Annotated in this window: 2 protein-coding genes; both read right to left on the bottom strand. The window is 61.4% G+C overall.

Features of this window, described 5'->3' with window-relative positions; all coding sequences use genetic code 11:
- Nucleotides 1-4: 4 nt before the first annotated feature.
- Complete coding sequence (locus tag KQ310_RS00585; RefSeq protein WP_259719857.1) at nt 5-12,469, bottom strand: CHAT domain-containing protein; 12,465 nt, start codon at nt 12,467-12,469, stop codon at nt 5-7.
- Nucleotides 12,470-13,165: 696 nt separating this feature from the next.
- Nucleotides 13,166-16,878, bottom strand: a 3,713-nt coding sequence (locus KQ310_RS00580; protein ID WP_399237284.1) for a CHAT domain-containing protein, incomplete at its 5' end; no start/stop codon positions are given.

Raw genomic sequence — 16,878 nt, 5'->3', positions numbered from 1 at the left:
GCGATTACCAGGGAGTACCGAGCAACTGCATCCCACCCCAGAAGTAAGGATGCATCAGTCCATTCTCCACGCGCCGCTGTTGCGCCCCGGTGAGGCCGCTGAGCAGCACCTGTCCATCGGCACCGATCACCCCATCCCCCTGCCGCCGCACCGCACCGCTGGCAAAGGCCTTGCGGGTCGCCTGCAGCGCCTCCGCCTTCGGCAGGCCCGCATCGAGGTAGCGATAGAACTGCACAAAGAAGGCGGAAGTGGCCACGTCGTCCACGTACCACAGCGTGCCGATCGCACTGCGGGATCCCGCCTGCAGGGCCAGGCCGGCAAAGCCCAGTTCACTGTCCTTATCGCCAAGGGCCGTACGGCAGGCACTGAGGGTGAACAGGTCCAGCGGCAGGCCCTCGCGCCGCTGGCGCAGGCTGGAGAACTCCGCCAGGCTCATCGGCCCCGTGCCGGAGAACAACTGTGCCTTGGCCGGTCCGCCCGGCAGAAACTCCGCATGGGTGGCCACGTGCACCTGCTGGAAGGCGGGATCACCAGCCTTCTCCAGCAACAGCTGGGGTGTGAAGGCCGCATTGAGGAAAGCGCGCCCTGGGATCGCCAACGCCAATTGATCCAGCTCCTGAGGCACCAGCGGCAGGGGCGCCAGTGACTGGAAGTGCGACGCACCTGTGCGCAGCTGACTCTTCTCCCCCGCCGGTGGCACATCCAGCGGCATCAACCCGATCGACGGGGTCAGGGCGATGCCGATGCGTTCCGATAAGTACTGCTTGCCATCGTGCAGTGCCGCGAACGGCACCGCCTGCAAGCCCGCATCCGCCGACAGCAGCAGCGTCGTGAGCCCAAGGGATTCGATCTCCTGCTCCATCGGCCGGATCAGCACGTCGTAGAGCTGTCGCGCCGGCGCCTGGGGATTGGCCAGATCCATCGAATCCTGCTTGGCCAGTTGTCCGTACAGCTGGCGCAGCTGCTCGCCGAACTGAGCCGCATTCACCGTGACGCGGCGACCCACCACCGTGCCCTCCGCCGGCACCAGCGTGATGTCGAGGAAGCCGTCTCCAATGAAATCTCCATCCCCAGCAGCACCAGCGGTTCGGCTGAAGCTCATCCGCAGGGTTCCCAACTTGTAAGGCGCATAGTTGGAGGCACGCTGTACCTGCTGAAGCACGCTTTGCACCTCTTCCGTGGTGAGCGGGGTGACACGGCGTTCGCCCGTCAGGGAAAGCTTCTCGGCCGTGTCATCGAAGGCGCGCTGTTCACCCTGCTGAAAGGATTGGATCGCCTGGGCCGTGGTCATCGGCAGCACCGACAGCTGCAGGGGAGATCCCAGTCCATCGAGCAGATTGAGCATGGAGATGACCACATCTGCGGAGCGGAGCTTCTGGGCCTCCAACAACGAGCGGCTGAAATCATCCGTCGCCAGATCCGCCCGGGCCAGCAGGTCATCATCCTGCAGTTCGATCGACGGCAGCTCAGTCTGAACGTCCACCTCGAACACGGTGGCGAAAGGAAGGTCAGAAAACAGGCTCTGCTGTGCTGTATCACCGGCGGTGGCCGTGACGGTGGCATCCAGCTGGCCATCCAGCTGGCCATCCAGGATCGACTGGTTCAGGAAGACGTCCGAAATTCTGCCGGGGAGCTGGGCGATCTCGTTGACAAACAGAAAGGCATTCGCGAAATCATTGGAGGATCCCAACTCACGCGTCTCCAGTAAGGAGCGACTGAAATCATCAGACGCCAGATCCGCTTGGGCCAGTCCCTCCTGATCGAACAGAGCAAGCGCCGGGAGATCAGCAAGCGTATCCAGCTCAAACTCAAGGGCAAAAGACAAGGCCGACAAAAGGTCCTGATTCAGAACATCGCTGCCCGTGTCTCCAGCATCCGGACTGCCATCCAGGATCGACTCAGCCACCAAGGCATTACTCAGCAAGCCCGGCGCCTGGGCCAGCTCCTCGCTGAACAGAAAGGAGCTAGTCTCCAGGCTGATGCGCATGGGTTGTTCCACAGAGACATCCAACTCCGCTCCCAGTGGCAACGGCGCTGACGCATCCAGAGACGGGTTCACCTCCTGATCCGTGCTTGGCGGCTGATTGATCAGCGACTGAACAATCAACACCTGCTCCAGCAGGGACGTGGACGACGGCGTTGGGCTGGGGATTGGTGTTGGACTCGGCGTGGGCGTGGGGATCGGAGTGGGTGTCGGGATCGGAGTGGGTGTGGGCGCAGGGCCAGGAGATGGAGTGGGTGCCGGCGCTGGAGTGGGCGTGGGTAGGGGGGTCGGCGTGGGCAACGGCACAGGCGTGGGAATCGGCGTCGGCGTCGGCGTGGGGGCAGGGCCGAGCTGGCCAATGGTCTGGATCGTGGCCCCGGAAGGACCGCGTACATTTCCGAAGCCGAAGATCGTGGTGCCCTGAAGGGTGTAACTGGCGCCAGTGCCACCCAGCAACTGCGTCGTTCCGGAACCGAAAGCGAGCGTATTGGTGGAGGGGGAACCGATCAACAACGTGCCCCCACTCGTCCCGGTGATGTTGAACAACGATTGGTTCACATTGATCGTGGTTCCATTCACGGTGAGCAGGCCACCGATTGCCGGAGGATCCGCGATCAAGGTGGCATCGTTCAGTGTCACAACGTTCGGCAGGTAGCCCGTGATTGAGGCACCATCGTCATACAGGCCAATCCGGATTCGCCCCCCTGTGGCCGCAGGATCGGTTCCCGTGGCAGAGGTGTTGATCTCACCGCCTGAGATGGTGATCGTGTGGCCATCCAATCCGATCAAGCCGCCGTCAAGGCCGCCCTGGGCCAACAGATTTGAAGTGGTGATGGAGAGATCAGGAAGACGCGATTCCGAATTCAATCCCACATCGATCCGCCCCCCCCGACCGGCGGCATCGGTACTGGAGGCGGTGAGCACACTGCCCCCGATCACCATCGATGTGCCATCGAGTTGGATATGGCCTCCATCGCCGCTAAATGCGGAGGCGTCGATGCGGCTGGAGGCAAGGGAGAGCACATCCGCTTCCAGCCGGATCGATCCTCCCCGGGAGGTGAGGCTGGCACCGGAAAGACCGATCGTGGGTCCCGCAAGATCGATGCTTCCCGCAGACACCTGGGCGAGGCTGATGGTGCCGGCCTCGGCCCCGGGTGCCGTGGCCCCAACCCGCATCGTGACGGTGCCGCTGCCAGCATTGATGCTGGTGCCGCTGAGCTGAAGAATGGATCCCGGCCCTGGATCGCGCTTGGCGAGGTTGGCTGGATCGCTGTTCACGGCAGCGTCGTTGGCAAGCAAGGAGAGATCGCCATTGCTGGTGGTGATGCTGGAATTGAGGGTGATGTTTCGCCCCGCCTGGAGGGTGAGAGCCCCGGCAGCTCCACCGGATGCCGTGATCGGCGAATTGGAGCGCAGGAAGATGTCGTTCGTGGCCTGCAGCAGCACATCGGTTCCGGTGCTGGTGACCGACGTGATGGCAGAGGGCAGGATGGTCACGTTCTCCCCGGAGCTGGTACCGAACAGCAGGGCGTTGTTCGTGCCGGTGCCGTTGGCATCGGGCAGAGCGGAGAGGGGCGGACGGGTCGCGATCGTGACCTGCTGGGCGACGCGGTTCTCGTCTGCAGAAGTGGTATTGAGCGGATTGCCGGTGCCCGGAGGGGTGGCACCGGGACCATTCACAAGAAACGCATTGGGATCAGAGCTTCCATCCGTGGAGAGCTTCACCACGGAGGAGCCGATCCGATCGCCGCTTGAATTGCCAATCAGGGAGTTAGTGGAGCTCACAACCCCCGTTCCCGTGTCATCCACCATCAGACCGGTGGAGCCACTGATCCAGGTGACGGCGCCGGCATCCGCGAAGGCACCGTTGTCCCAATCGGGGGAGATCAACAGGATGTTGCGTCCATAGGAGGAGGAAGCGGGACCCGCACCACTCGAAGAGATCGAACCGAAGGAGAGATAGTCGCCCCCAATCCGATCACCAGCCTGGGATCCCACCAGGGAGAAGGTGGAACTCACCGCTCCGATCGCAGCGGTTCCATCCATCAGCTGACCCGTGCCGCCATTGATCCAGGTCACGGCGCCGGCATCCACCAGGGAGCCATTATCCCAGTCACCACTGAGCAGGAGAAGATTCACCCCGGATGGGGAGTAGTAATAGCCCACATCCTCAGCGGCGGCGCCGACGCGGTCGCCACTGGCCAGACCCACCAGAGCGTTCTGGCTGCTGACGGGTCCCACAGCCACGGCACCATTGGCGAGTTGACCGTTGGCGCCGTTGATCCACACCACAGCGCCGGCATCCGCTGCAGTTCCGCTATCCCAAGTGCTGCTGATGTAGGCCACACTCGAGCCATAGGCGCCGTAGGAGTCGTATTGCACCTGGCCCAGAAGGCGGCGTGTCTCCCCGATGCGGTCGTTGGTGGTGCTCCCCACGAGGGAATTGGCGCTGCTGATCGGCCCCACCGCCGCCTGGCCGCTCGCCAGCTGGCCGGTATTGCCCTGCAGCCAGGTCACAGCTCCGGCATCGCTGGCGGCTCCGTTATCCCAGTTGGGGGTCTCAAGCACCAGATTCCAGGAAGAGGCGGCACCCGGGAAGCGGGAATAGAGGACGCCCACTTGATCCCCACTGGTTGTACCCACAAGGGAATTGGCGCTGCCAACAGTCCCCAGGATTGGTGCACCGTTCGCCAACTGGCCCGACTGGACATTCGCCCAGGTCACAGCCCCCGCATCGGCACTGCCCACCGGGCCGGAGGAGGCAGAGAGAACCGCGATGCGATTCAGTTCTGGAATGGGATCGCTGCCATGGGCCCAGCCACTCAGCTGCTGGGTGTCGACGAACTGCGGTGCGAGGCCAAGGAAACGGGAGCCATAGGCCTGATCAGCCGCATTCCCCACCAGGGAATTGGAAGAGCCAATCACACCCGTGGCGCTGGTGAGTGCATCACCCAAGCGACCAGTCTCCATGTTGATCCAGGTGAGGCCACCGGCATCCACCAGAGAACCCTGGTCAAGGAAAGTATTACGCACCAGAACCTTGGAGCCACTACGGATCAGGTTGAACTCGCCATAGATCCGAGAGGGTGTATAGGGGAGTCCATTGGCGTTGTAGTAGCCATAGAAGTAGCTGTAGGAATCAAAGTAGCTATCTCGCTCCGGCTGGAAATCCGCCGCGACAGAACCCACGAGGGAATTGCTCGAACCAATCGCCCCGCCACTGCTGCGATCCAGCAGCAAACCCGTGCGGGCATCCATCCAGGTGAGAGCCCCATTGCCGGAATCAGTAGACGCCACCGAGCTGTAATCGGGATTCCAGTACTGGCTGTAGATCAGAAGACTGTGACCAGTGCCATCCGAGGTGGGATAGGAGAATTCATTGATCGCGTAACGCAGATCGGTGTTGTCGCCCGGCTTGTAACCGGTCCCCAGCAAGGAATTGGCCGTACCGATCACGGCACCCGTGCTGCCATCAGCCAGCAGACCGCTGGAGGCATCCATCCACGTGATGGCGCCAGCATCCACTCGGGTGCCGTCGCTCCAGCGCGGGCTGCTGATCAGCACTGGACCCGCCGCCAGCGAGCGCAGATCCAGATCCAGCAGATCTCCGCTGGTGGTGCCCAGCAACGAGAGGGAGCTGCCGATGGCCCCTCCGGTGGCCCCGGTGCTGAGTAGGCCAGTCTCCGAGGAGATCCAGGTGATGGCACCGGCATCCGCCACGGAGCCCTGATCCCACCCGGGCGTGAAGACCAGGGCATTCGTGCCAGCGGCCAGCGGCAGAGCATCCGCGAAATCACCACTGCTGGATCCCACCAGGGAACGGGCCGTGCCGATGCTTCCAGCTGTGGATCCATCGCTGAACAGGCCGGTGGCCGCGTTCATCCAGGTCACTGCGCCCACATCCGGGTGGCTGCCGTCATCCCAGAGGGGAGTGAACAGGAGCTGATTGCTGCCGGTGGAGCGAATCGAGGCCGACGCGAAATCTCCGCTGCTGGTACCCACCAGGGAGAGTTCGGGGCCAATCGCTCCTACGGCGGGACCCTGGGCTCCCGCCAGCTGGCCCGTGGCTGCCTGGATCCAGGTGGCTGCGCCGACATCCACAACGGCGCCGCGGTCCCAGCTGGGGGTGAGTAACAGAGCGCTGTTGAAGCCCACACCCTGCAGGCTCACATCCGCCAGGTCGCCGGACTGGCTACCCACCAGGGACACCGCAGAGCCCAACACGCCGGAGGTGAGTGGCGGAGCACCGGGCGCAGTGGCGAGCTGACCATTGGCCATGTTGATCCAGGTCACCGCGCCGGCATCCGGCTGGGCCGCCCCGTTGTCCCAGCCGGGGGTGAACAGCAGGGCATTGCCCCCCAGAAGGGAGGTGGAATAACCGCTGAAATCATTCAGGGCAGCGCCACGGAGCGACACATCTCCAATCGCGGCCCCACCACTGCCGTTGGCAAGCACGCCACTACTCCCGCTGATCCAGGCAAGGGCGCCCACGGCGGCGCCACTGGTGTCGTGCCATTGGGGGAAGAAGGCCAGGCTGTTGCCGGAGAGATTGGTCACCCCGAAGTCGGTGGTGTCCCCTGCCGTCGTGCCCAAAAGCGCTGTCGTGGTTCCAAGCGTTCCACCGAAGCTGCCATCGGCAAGCTGACCATCGGTGTAACGCATCCAGGCAAGGGCGCCGGCATCCGCCGCGGCTCCAGCATCAAACCCTGGGCTGTGCAGCAGAAGTCCGCCGTTGGCGAAGTAGACCTGCTGCTGGGTTTCGGTACCTACAACCTCCAGCACCCCAAAGCGCTCGCCTGTGCTGGCCCCCAGCAGCGAATTGACACTGCTGAGCAGGCCTTCGATCAGCTGGGAACCGGCCAGGCGCCCCCCCGAGAGATCCAGGAAGGTCACAGCACCCGCATCTGCCACGCCCCCGGCATCGAAATCGGGCGTACCGAGCAACCAGTAGGAACTGCTCTGCGGGGTCTGAACGAGCGTGTCTTCGGTCACCGCACCAGCGGTTGAGGTGGAGGTGGAAAGGAAGGTCCCAACCTTGTCCCCGGCGGTACTGCCCACAAGGGAATTACTACTATCGAGCTGGCCAATCAGAGCGCCACCATCACTGCGAAGGCCGCTGGGAACGTTGATCCACGTCAGAGCCCCCACATCCCGAACAAGGCTGGTGGGGTCATCCCAGGTGGGGCTTCCAAGCAAGGCATTCCCGTACCAGAGGAAAGCCTGAATTCCGACATTGTCGCCAGTGGAGCTGCCAACGAGCGCATTAGCACTGGAGACATCACCAATGGCTGTGGAGCCGTCTGCCAGCAATCCATTCGAGAGGTTGACCCAGGCCACGGCACCTGCATCAGTAGCTCCCAGCGCCGTGTTGTTCCAGAACGGCATCCGCAGGAGCATGCCCGGAGACGTGGTGTAGTTCAGAGCAGCGACCTCATCTCCCGTACTGGTCCCCACGAGGGAGTTCTGGCTGGAGATCGCCCCCAGGGCCGGTGTGGCCCCATCGGCCAATTGCCCGGAGCCGCCATTCAGCCAGGTGAAGGCACCGGCGTTCACGGCACCGGTCTCCGGGTTATCCCAACTGCCAGAGAGAAGCGCCAGGCCAGTAGAGCCATCGCTGAGCCCCTGGGTAGCCACATCGGCCCCCACGGCATCACCGGTGGAGCGCCCCACCAAGGAATTGCGCCCGCTGATGACCCCCACGGCTGGCGAACCATCCGCGAGGGCTCCATTGCGCACATCCAGCCAGGTCACGGCGCCTGCGTCCTGGGCCGTGGGGCTGGCGTCCCAACCGGGGGTGCGCAGGGCCACGGCCACCCGCCCGTCGTAGGAGTAGAAGCTCGTGAGTTGGGCGATCTCCGCTCCCACCTGGTCGCCGGAAGAGGAACCCACCAGGGAGGTGAGGGAGAAGATGGGCCCGAAGCTGTCGGCCCCCGTAGCCAGCTTGCCGGTGTCGCCGCTGATCCAGGTCACCGAGCCCGCATCCACAATTGAGGGACCGGCATCCCACCCCGGAGCCACAATCAGGGCGTTCTGCGGGGCGTAGTACTGATAGGCATAGCCGGCCTCCACCCGCGAACCGATCTGATCACCGGCCGTGGAGCCCACCAGGGAATTGACGCTGCCAAGATCTCCGAGGGCCGTTGCACCACTGGAGAGCCGGCCGGTATCCATGGAGATCCAGGTGACCGCTCCGGCATCCACCGCAGCGCCGTTATCCCAGGCCGGGGTGGCCAGCAGAAGGTTGGGGGTGGGATAGGCACCCAGATCGATGTCGTAGGGCGCGTAGAGGAAGTTGAGGCCGGATCCCACCCCATCTCCAGCGGAGCTGCCCACCAGGGCCGTGGCAGGCGAAACGTTGCCGAACGCCAGCGGCGGCGGAGTTGTGGCAGCAGCGTCCTGGGCCAGGGAGCCATCGCTGCCGCGGATCCAGACCAGGGCGCCTGCATCTTGCACCGTGCCCCGATCCCAGCCGGTCGCCGTGATCAGAACGTTGGGGGTGGTGCCGTAACTCTGTTGAACGGGAACCTGCTGGAGGGACCATCCGATCAGATCGTTCGTGCTGGTACCCACCAAGGACGTGCGACTGGAGATCGCCCCGAAGGCCTGCGAGCCATCGGCGAGGGTGCCGTTGAGGGGATTGAGCCAGGTCACGGCGCCGGCATCCACTGCCACAACACCGGAGGTGGTATCGGCGAGGTTGGCGTTGTCCCACCGGTGGTTGGTCAGGAGGAAGCGTTCACTAGCGAGGGGAGAGCTGTAGCGATAAAAGAGTCCCTGCGTCTCCCAGTAATCACCAATGGAGTCGTACGAGGAAGAGCCCACCAAGGCATTGGCTGCGCCAATCACACCCGCTGCGGGCCTGCCATCCGCCAGACGGCCCACTCCGGTGGAAGCATCCAGATTGAGCCAGAGAGCGAAGCCCGCATCGATGGCACTGCCGTTATCCCAGTAGGAATGGCCGATCAACACCGTGGAGACGGGCACCGGACCCGCATCCCCGGGGACCGTGCCTTGGCCACTGTAGAGGTAACCATAATTATAAAAGGCTTCCGCATCGTCAGAAGCTTGGGCATCAGGCCAGCGGAGATCTCCGGATTGGCTGCCCACAAGGGAATTGAGCGAAGAAATCTCCCCACCGGAACTGCCATCCACCATCCCACCGGTGCGTCCATTCATCCAGGTGAGGGCACCGGCATCCACGACAGAACCGGAATCCCAGCCGCCGCTGTAGACCAGAAGTGAGCCGGAGCTCTGGGAGAAGTCGTCGCGGGCGGTATACCACTGGTTGGAGTTGTCGATCAGGCCAGTGGAAGGGTCTGTGGTGTTGTAGATCGCACTGCCGGTATTCAGCAGTGAGTGATTCGCCGCGATCGCCCCGCCGGTAGTCCCATCCGCCAACAGCCCCGTGCTGGCGTTGATCCAGGTGAGGGCACCGGCATCGGTCACGGCACCGTTGTCCCACAGCGACGTGAGCACCAGGCGGTTGTAGTCGTTGGTGCTGCTCAGATCCCGCAGATACACCGCGGTGAAGTCGCCGCTGGAGCTGCCCACCAGGGAATGGCTGGTGCCGATCGCCGCACCGGTGGCGCCACCCGAGAGCAGGCCGGTGCTGCCCTGGATCCAGGTCACGGCGCCGGCATCCGCCACGGCACCCTGATCCCAGGAGGGTGTGAGCAGAAGATAGTTATAGATGGAGTTTCCCTGATCGAAGTCGTAGCCGGCGTAGGCGCCACTGAGCGAATAGCCGTTGAAATCACCGGTGCTGCCCCCCACGATCGACACTCCGGTCCCAATCACGGCCGTGGACGTTCCATCGGAGAAGCGCACCGTGGGGCTGGTGGCCCCCACTGGATTGAGATCCACCCAGGAGAGGGCACCGGCATCAATCACCCCGCCCACATCCGCCTCGGGGGTGAACAGGAACAGCTTGCTGGAGGCCAGTCCTGAGCCGAGGATGGTGTCGTCTTCACCGAAGGCCGCCGTGCCGAACAGCGTGGCCAGGAGGGCATTGCTGGTGCCGTCAAAGAAATAGGCCGCGCCCGAAGCACCACCGAAGGATGCGTTGAGGTCGTTGACCAGGATGCGGCTGTTGCCGAGGAAGGTTTCGATCAGGTTGACCTGCGCATCACCGGTAGGCGCCAGAATGTTCTGGATGCTGTAGCTGAAGCCCCCCACACCGGAGGCATCGATGATGATGTTCTTCGGATCCAGCAACAACGAACCTGCGGTGCCCACCGGAGCTGAGGCATCCGCCATGCCGCCGAACACGAGGCTGTCGCGGCCCGAGACCTCGATCAGGCCGCCATCACCACCGAGGCTGCCCCCACGGGCTTCGGCCCAGCCATAGAAATCGGTGGCCTGCTCCGACCACACCACCACGGTGCCGCCATCACCGCTGCTGCGGGCATTGGCCTTGAGGCTGGTGTAACCGTTCACCCGCACGGCCGAGGCGTTGGCACCGCCCCCCTCCAGGGGCGCCCCCTGGAAGCCGCCACCCACGTGGATGGTGCCGCCCCCGCCCCCCCCACTGGCATCCAGGCTGGCGCCCAGCAGGGACACCCTCTCGCCCGAGGAAACCTCGATCAGCCCCCCCTCCGCAGTGGCCCCTTCCCCCACCGCCCGAAGAGTGCCGGAGGCCAGCAGGTCGGTGCCGGCCTGCACCCGGATCGAACCGCCCCCCTCTAGGCCGCTGGCATCAAGTAGGGACCCGGTGGTCTGCAGGAAGGAACGGTCGGCCGCCAGGGTGATGGAGCCCCCCGTGCCGGCAATGCCCGTGGTCAGGATCGGTGCGCCGCTCACCAGGTCCTGCGCAGTGATCGAAACACTGCCGCCGCTGGCACCGGCTGTCGTGATCGCCCCTCCCTGCAGCACGCTGGTGGCCTCGATCGTCACGGCTCCGCCGTGGCCGCGGGGAGGGGCTGGGGACGGCTCCACCAGCGCCGTAGTGGGCTGCGTGATCGCTACAGCAGCATCCAAGGGCGGTGGGGGAGCGATGGGCCCCAGACTTCCCTCCAGCTCCGGACCAGACGGTGAAGCCTCGCTCAGCAAGGGATCGAGCGTGGTGCTCCCCACCTGTGGCTCCTGCAGCGCTACCGGAACCTCGGGGGCGAGGTCGCGGGGCGCCACGGTCTCCAAGCTCCAGGAGCCTGTGAGGCCATCGACCTGGGTCACTCGCCCACTGCCATCGGTGCCGGAAGCATCGATCGTGCCGCCGGAGATCTGCACCACCTCGGCGATAATCCGAATCGAACCCCCATCGGCGGGCTCACCGGCCGCCAGGGCCCCGGACACCCTGCGTTCAGGCATCGGGGCAGGCTGTACCACCGCCTCGGGTTCGGGCGAAACGGAAACGGGCAGGGGCTCCGCCGCATCGGAGCTGGGGATGGAGGCGGTCTCCGCTGAGCCTGCCTCCGCCTCAGGAACTGGCTCGGTTGCGCTCGGCTCTGACGGCGGCACCTCGGCGGTGGCGACCGGATCCTCCCCAGACGCCTCGGCCGGGGGATCCAGCGGAGGACCGGACACCTCATCCTCAGCATCAGGTGCAGTGGTGGTCGGCTCCTCCGCCCCGGAAACGGTCGTGTCGCCAGGTTCCACTGCCGGGACCTCCTCCTCCACGACACTGCCTCCGCCACCACGGGCCAGCAGGTCGCTGTCCTGGAGGGTCACCTGGCGTACGGCTTCCACGGTGATCGATCCACCACCACTGGCGCCGCTGGCATCGAGCACACTGCGGCTGAGGCTCACCGTCTCCCCGCTCATGGCGATGCTGCCGCCGAGGCCGGTGGTGCTGCTCACATCCACTCGGCTGTCGGTGAGATCGACGCTGCGGCCGGCCAGCTCCACCGATCCGCCAGGTACCTGGAGTCCGGCGGCCTGGAGCAAGAGGTTGCCACCCTGCGCATCCAGCAGCAGCCCCTGATCCACGGTGAGCAAGCCAGCGGAGATCGAGATGTCGCCGTTGGAGAGCAGCCCCATCTCCGCCAGCGTGGCGGGATCCGTGACCAAGCCACCTCTTCCCCGCAGCGGCTCACCACTGAGCAGAGCCGCCTGGGCCGGCGTTGTTGCAAGCACATCAAACAGGCCGGATCCAATCCGCAGACCCGTGGCGGTGCTGAGATTGAGATGCTGCACATTCTGGAAGCCGCCGGATCCACTGATCGTGATCCCGCCAGGAGACAACCAGAACAGATTCCCCTTGGTGCTCAGTGAAACAGGCTTATCAATAAAACTTCCCAGAGAATTAATCACCCCCACCATGACATTGCTATATCCACCCGATTCAATTCGTACTCCCGTGATACCGCCACGCGTATCGAATGACCCAAACCGATGAAACAGGTTGCTGCCAGCGCCCGTGCCACCACTCACACCGCACAGGCCAGCATTGCAGCTGCCGTCTTTGACGCCATTCACCACCGTGCCCAGGCTCCTCACCCCAGCCGCTCCTTTGACCTCCGCTGCTGCAGGGCTTACGCCCAGCAGCATGCTGGTGAGGCTCAGGCCGGCAAGCCCCAAGCCCCACGTCAACGGCCCCAACACAGACGTCTGGCCATTCCATCCCCAGACAGCCCATCCTGTCCGAACACCCAAAGCGGGAATCGCCCAAGGGCGATTCAGCGCCAGCCGCCCCCTGCTGCCCATGGTCGACAACTCATTACTACACTGGATAAAACCACGCTAGGTCAAAAAAACAGAATTGCCCCACACAGGGGCACGGCGACCCCAATCACCGCCTCCAGGCGCCCTGGCACCTCCAGCCACGCTTCAGACTTCTTAAAAAAGATCAGAGCGGCCCGAAAGTATCAGGCTTCTGAATAAGCACTCATCGGATTACGCGCACCGCCAGCACGATCAAGCCTCACAGCCCTCCAGTCAGCCGATGCTACAAGCCTGAAGATGCCGCTGTCGATTCCAAACTAGATGGACATGCAAGCAGCAACCCAGTAAATCGAACGCGACAGCCAGAATGAAACCAATTATCAAGACAAGGCAGCTTGACGCCCACGACAACCAAGCCGAAGCTCAAGACTCAGCACCCAGAGCAGACAACTCACCCAACAAGTTGCACGACATTCCATACCCCCTGCAGCCAAGCAAGCCACATTGATCGTCTGTTGACAAATTATCACCATTATTTACTACAGCCAAATGCAGTTTTATCGAGATATTGTTTAGGCTTCATCACCAAGGAGTACCAAGCAGGCCAATCCCTCCCCAGAAGTAAGGATGTTGCATCCCTGTCACCACACGACGTTGCTGTGCAGCGGTAAGGCCGGATAGCAATGGCACGCCATCAACACCTACGACTTGATCACCCTGCAACTTCACTGTTCCACTCGCAAAATCCCGCTTAGCAGCCTGAAGCGCCTCCGCCTTTGGCAAACCGGCATCAAGGTATCGATAAAATTGCACGAAGAAAGCAGACGTAGCGACGTCATCCACATACCAGAGCGTACCGATCGCACTACGGGAGCCTGCTTGCAGTGCCAGGCCTGCAAAACCAAGCTCGCTATCTCGATCCCCCAAGGCCGTACGGCAGGCACTCAAACTGAACAGCTCCAGCGGTTCCCCTTGGCGGCGTTGTCGCAAAAATGCGAACTCGGCCAAGCTAAGCGGCCCAGTCCCCGTGAAGAGACGAGACTTCGATGGTCCACCAGGCAAAAACTCCGCATGGGTGGCCACATGAACCTGCTTGATGGAAGCATCTCCAGCCTGCTCCAATAACACTTGAGGACTGAACTGGGCATTGAGATAACTATCCCCCTGCTTGGCCTGGCTGAGGCGCTCGAGTTCCTGGGGCACCAGCGGCAATGGAGCCAGGCCCTCAAACTGGGAAGCACCAGCCCGCAACTGCCGATGATCGGAGCCGGCCGGTGGTACATCCAACGGCATTAAACCAATGGAAGGAGTCAACGACATGCCAATCGATTCGGCAAGGTATGCCGTGCCGTCATGCAAGGCGGCAAAGGGTATCGCCTGCAACCCAGCATCTGCAGACAAAAGCAGGGTGGTAACACCCAGTTGCTTCATTTCCTTTGCCACAGGTGCAATCAAAACGTCATAAAGCTGACGAGAAGGAGACTGCGGATCTTCCACATTCATCGACTCCTGCTTGGCGAGCTGGCTATAGAGCTTCTTCAGTTGGTCGCCAAATTGGCGCGTGTTGACAACCACGCGACGACCCACCACCTCACCCTGTGCCGGAACCAAAGTGACATCCAGGAAACCTGTATCACTAGAAGCAAGCTCTGAAGAATTCGTTGTAAAGCTCAATCGCAGGGCAGCCGGTCTGTAAGGGGAATAATTCGTGGCTCGCGCAACCTGCTGAAGAACACTCTGCACCTCCTCAACTGTGACGGGCGTACTACGGTCACCACGACCCAAACCAAGTTTTGCGGCCGTAAAATCCAAAGCATTTTGTTCACCCGCTGCGAAGGCTTGAGAAGCCTCTAAACTTGTGATCGGCAGCATTGCCAACTGAATTGTAGCAACTCCTGTTTCATTGACAATCGCAGCGATCTCCCTCCCTCCAACACGCTCACTGAGTAGATCCGAATCTTGAATAGCATCAGCAGCGGCTATTGTTTCAACGCGTTCGTCATCGCCCAAAGCAACAAGTTCTTCGCTTCGCAGATCAATCACTACGCTACCATCCTCTTTCATCAGAGTGTCAAAACTCTCGCCTACTTGCTCCACCAAAGCCAACTCATCCTGGCTCGCCAAAGGACCAAGAAAGGTGTCAGATCGGAGATCAATCAACACTGCTCCATCAACCATAATTGCCACTTCTGAGGCTGCACTGCTCCCAACAGTTTCAACAAGTCGTATGCCTGCAGCCTCAAGCCCTTGGATAAAGAGCTCATCGTTATTGAGCTCAATCAAAAAAGATCCGTCATCTGCAATCTCAACATCCCTCAAGATATCAGCCTCGCCGGCCAATGCAAGCTCCCCTTGATCGACACCAACACGAAGCAAAGCATCGCTTTGCAAATCAATCAGGATGGATCCATCTGCAAGCTGATTCGGCTGCAAATCGCCATCAATCGTTGCCGATAGCAGAAGATCGTCAGAAAAAAGGAAGGAACTTGAATCAAGACTGATTTTCACCGGAGACTCTCGCTCCAACTGAAAATCAGTATTCAGCGGCACTGGAGCAATGGCTGCGACGAGAGGCACGGCCTCTTGGACTGCAATTGGAGGCTGATTGATTACAGAGTTTAAGGCAATTGCAACAGCAGACAAATCTGAACTAATCGGTGGCAATGAAGGAACGCTGGGAGTGGAAGACGTAGGTGAACCAGGTGGCACGGCAACTGGAGGGATCGTCGGGGCGATCGGTGAGGCAGGGGGAACAGGGATTGGTGTTGGTGGCGTTGGCGTTGGCGTTGGCACTGGCGCAACCGAGACAGGAGGAACCACTGGGGGTGAAGGGACTGACGGGGTAGAGCCACCCAGAATTTCAACCGTGGAAGAATTGACGATCCCACCCGGAGAAGAAGCCAGGAACACGATTGATCCACCAGGCCCAGACTGAATCAATGTTGATGAATCAAGGAAGATAGAATTGGTCTGGGAAGATCCTATCGTGAGGCTGCCTCCACTGCTACCAAAGATATTAAGAACCGTCCCCCCACCACCTGCGCTGGAGATGTCAATGGCAGAGCCATTAATGGCGATGTTTCCGCCCGCCGCCGGAGGGTCTGCAACCAATTTTGAATCCGTAATTATGACTGAATCAGGCAATAACACCCCCGAAGCCACGCCACCGATCAAAATCGTTCCGCCATCATCGGCCCCAGAAGTATTAACATTACTGTTCAGAATATCAATTTTGGCACCGTCCAATGTGATCAGGCCTCCATTGGCAGCGCCACTAGCATCAAGCGACATACTCTCCAATAGCAGTGAGCCTGAATTGCTGTACAAGGCAATGGAACCACCTGGGGCCAGGATCTCACCTTCGGTCAAGCTGAGATCACCATTAGCCTGATTAATAGAGACAGAATCAAAACCACTAATCAATCCTCCGGACTGTGAGTAGCTATCTGTCACAGCGAGAGGGCCAGACCCACTCACCGTCCCTCCAAGCAGATTCAAGCTTGTGACCTGAAGGCCAGAATCAGCAACAATGCCTCCCCCATTATTCGTAATAGAACCTAGCGAGGCTGCAGAAGAGGCTAGACGTACATTTCCAGAATTCAGTACTTCAGCCGTGGAGAAGACACCAGCCAAGACGCTGAGAGACCCCCCTCCCAATATCTCTGTAGCTCCAGAAATTGCCAGTGATCCGCTCGAGATACTGAGACTGCCCCCAATATTCAGAGTCTGCAACGACACAAAGCCGGCGCTGGAATCATAAACAATTGATCCACTACCTGCTCCAATAAAGACAGAATCGACGTTGCCGAAAGCAGGAAGAACATCCCAATTAGAGGAGTCACTCCAAAGGCCGCCTTCGCTACCAAGCCAAGTCGATAGTGAACGAGTCGTAATTGTTCCGACTCCCTCAGCCAAAACTGGCAGTTGATAGTTGCTAAGTAAAGTGCCATCACCCGCGCTGAAATCCCCACCTTCTAGTGCGGCAGTCACGATGCCGGCTTCAAACACATTGGCGCTGTCATAAGCTCCGGAAGTATTGGTGATCGTGGCATCTTCACCTCCAACGAAGCCCATTAGCTGATAATCACTCGTCCTCAACATTGCACTTGTCGTGCCGTCATACACTTTGCTCTGCGGCAGGATTTCAACATCTAAGCCCCGCGGCGTGATATTCGCACTCAGGCCACTCTGCTGCAGCAACGTGTAGTTCCTGGCATCAGTGCCGCTGATCGTGACGCCGCTGACACTCACCGCCTTTCCTGTCCCGACGTTCTTATCACCAAACGCACCACTTG

The organism is Synechococcus sp. CS-1328, from assembly GCF_025128095.1.
GTDB lineage: Bacteria > Cyanobacteriota > Cyanobacteriia > PCC-6307 > Cyanobiaceae > CBW1002.
Note: the sequence above shows the minus strand (reverse complement) of the source record. Positions and strands in the feature narration are given on the sequence as shown.

What these genes read in the sequence shown, in the direction of transcription:
- KQ310_RS00585 (WP_259719857.1), bottom strand. Translation starts at nt 12,469, where the DNA reads ATGCTGCTGGGCGTAAGCCCTGCAGCAGCGGAGGTCAAAGGAGCGGCT.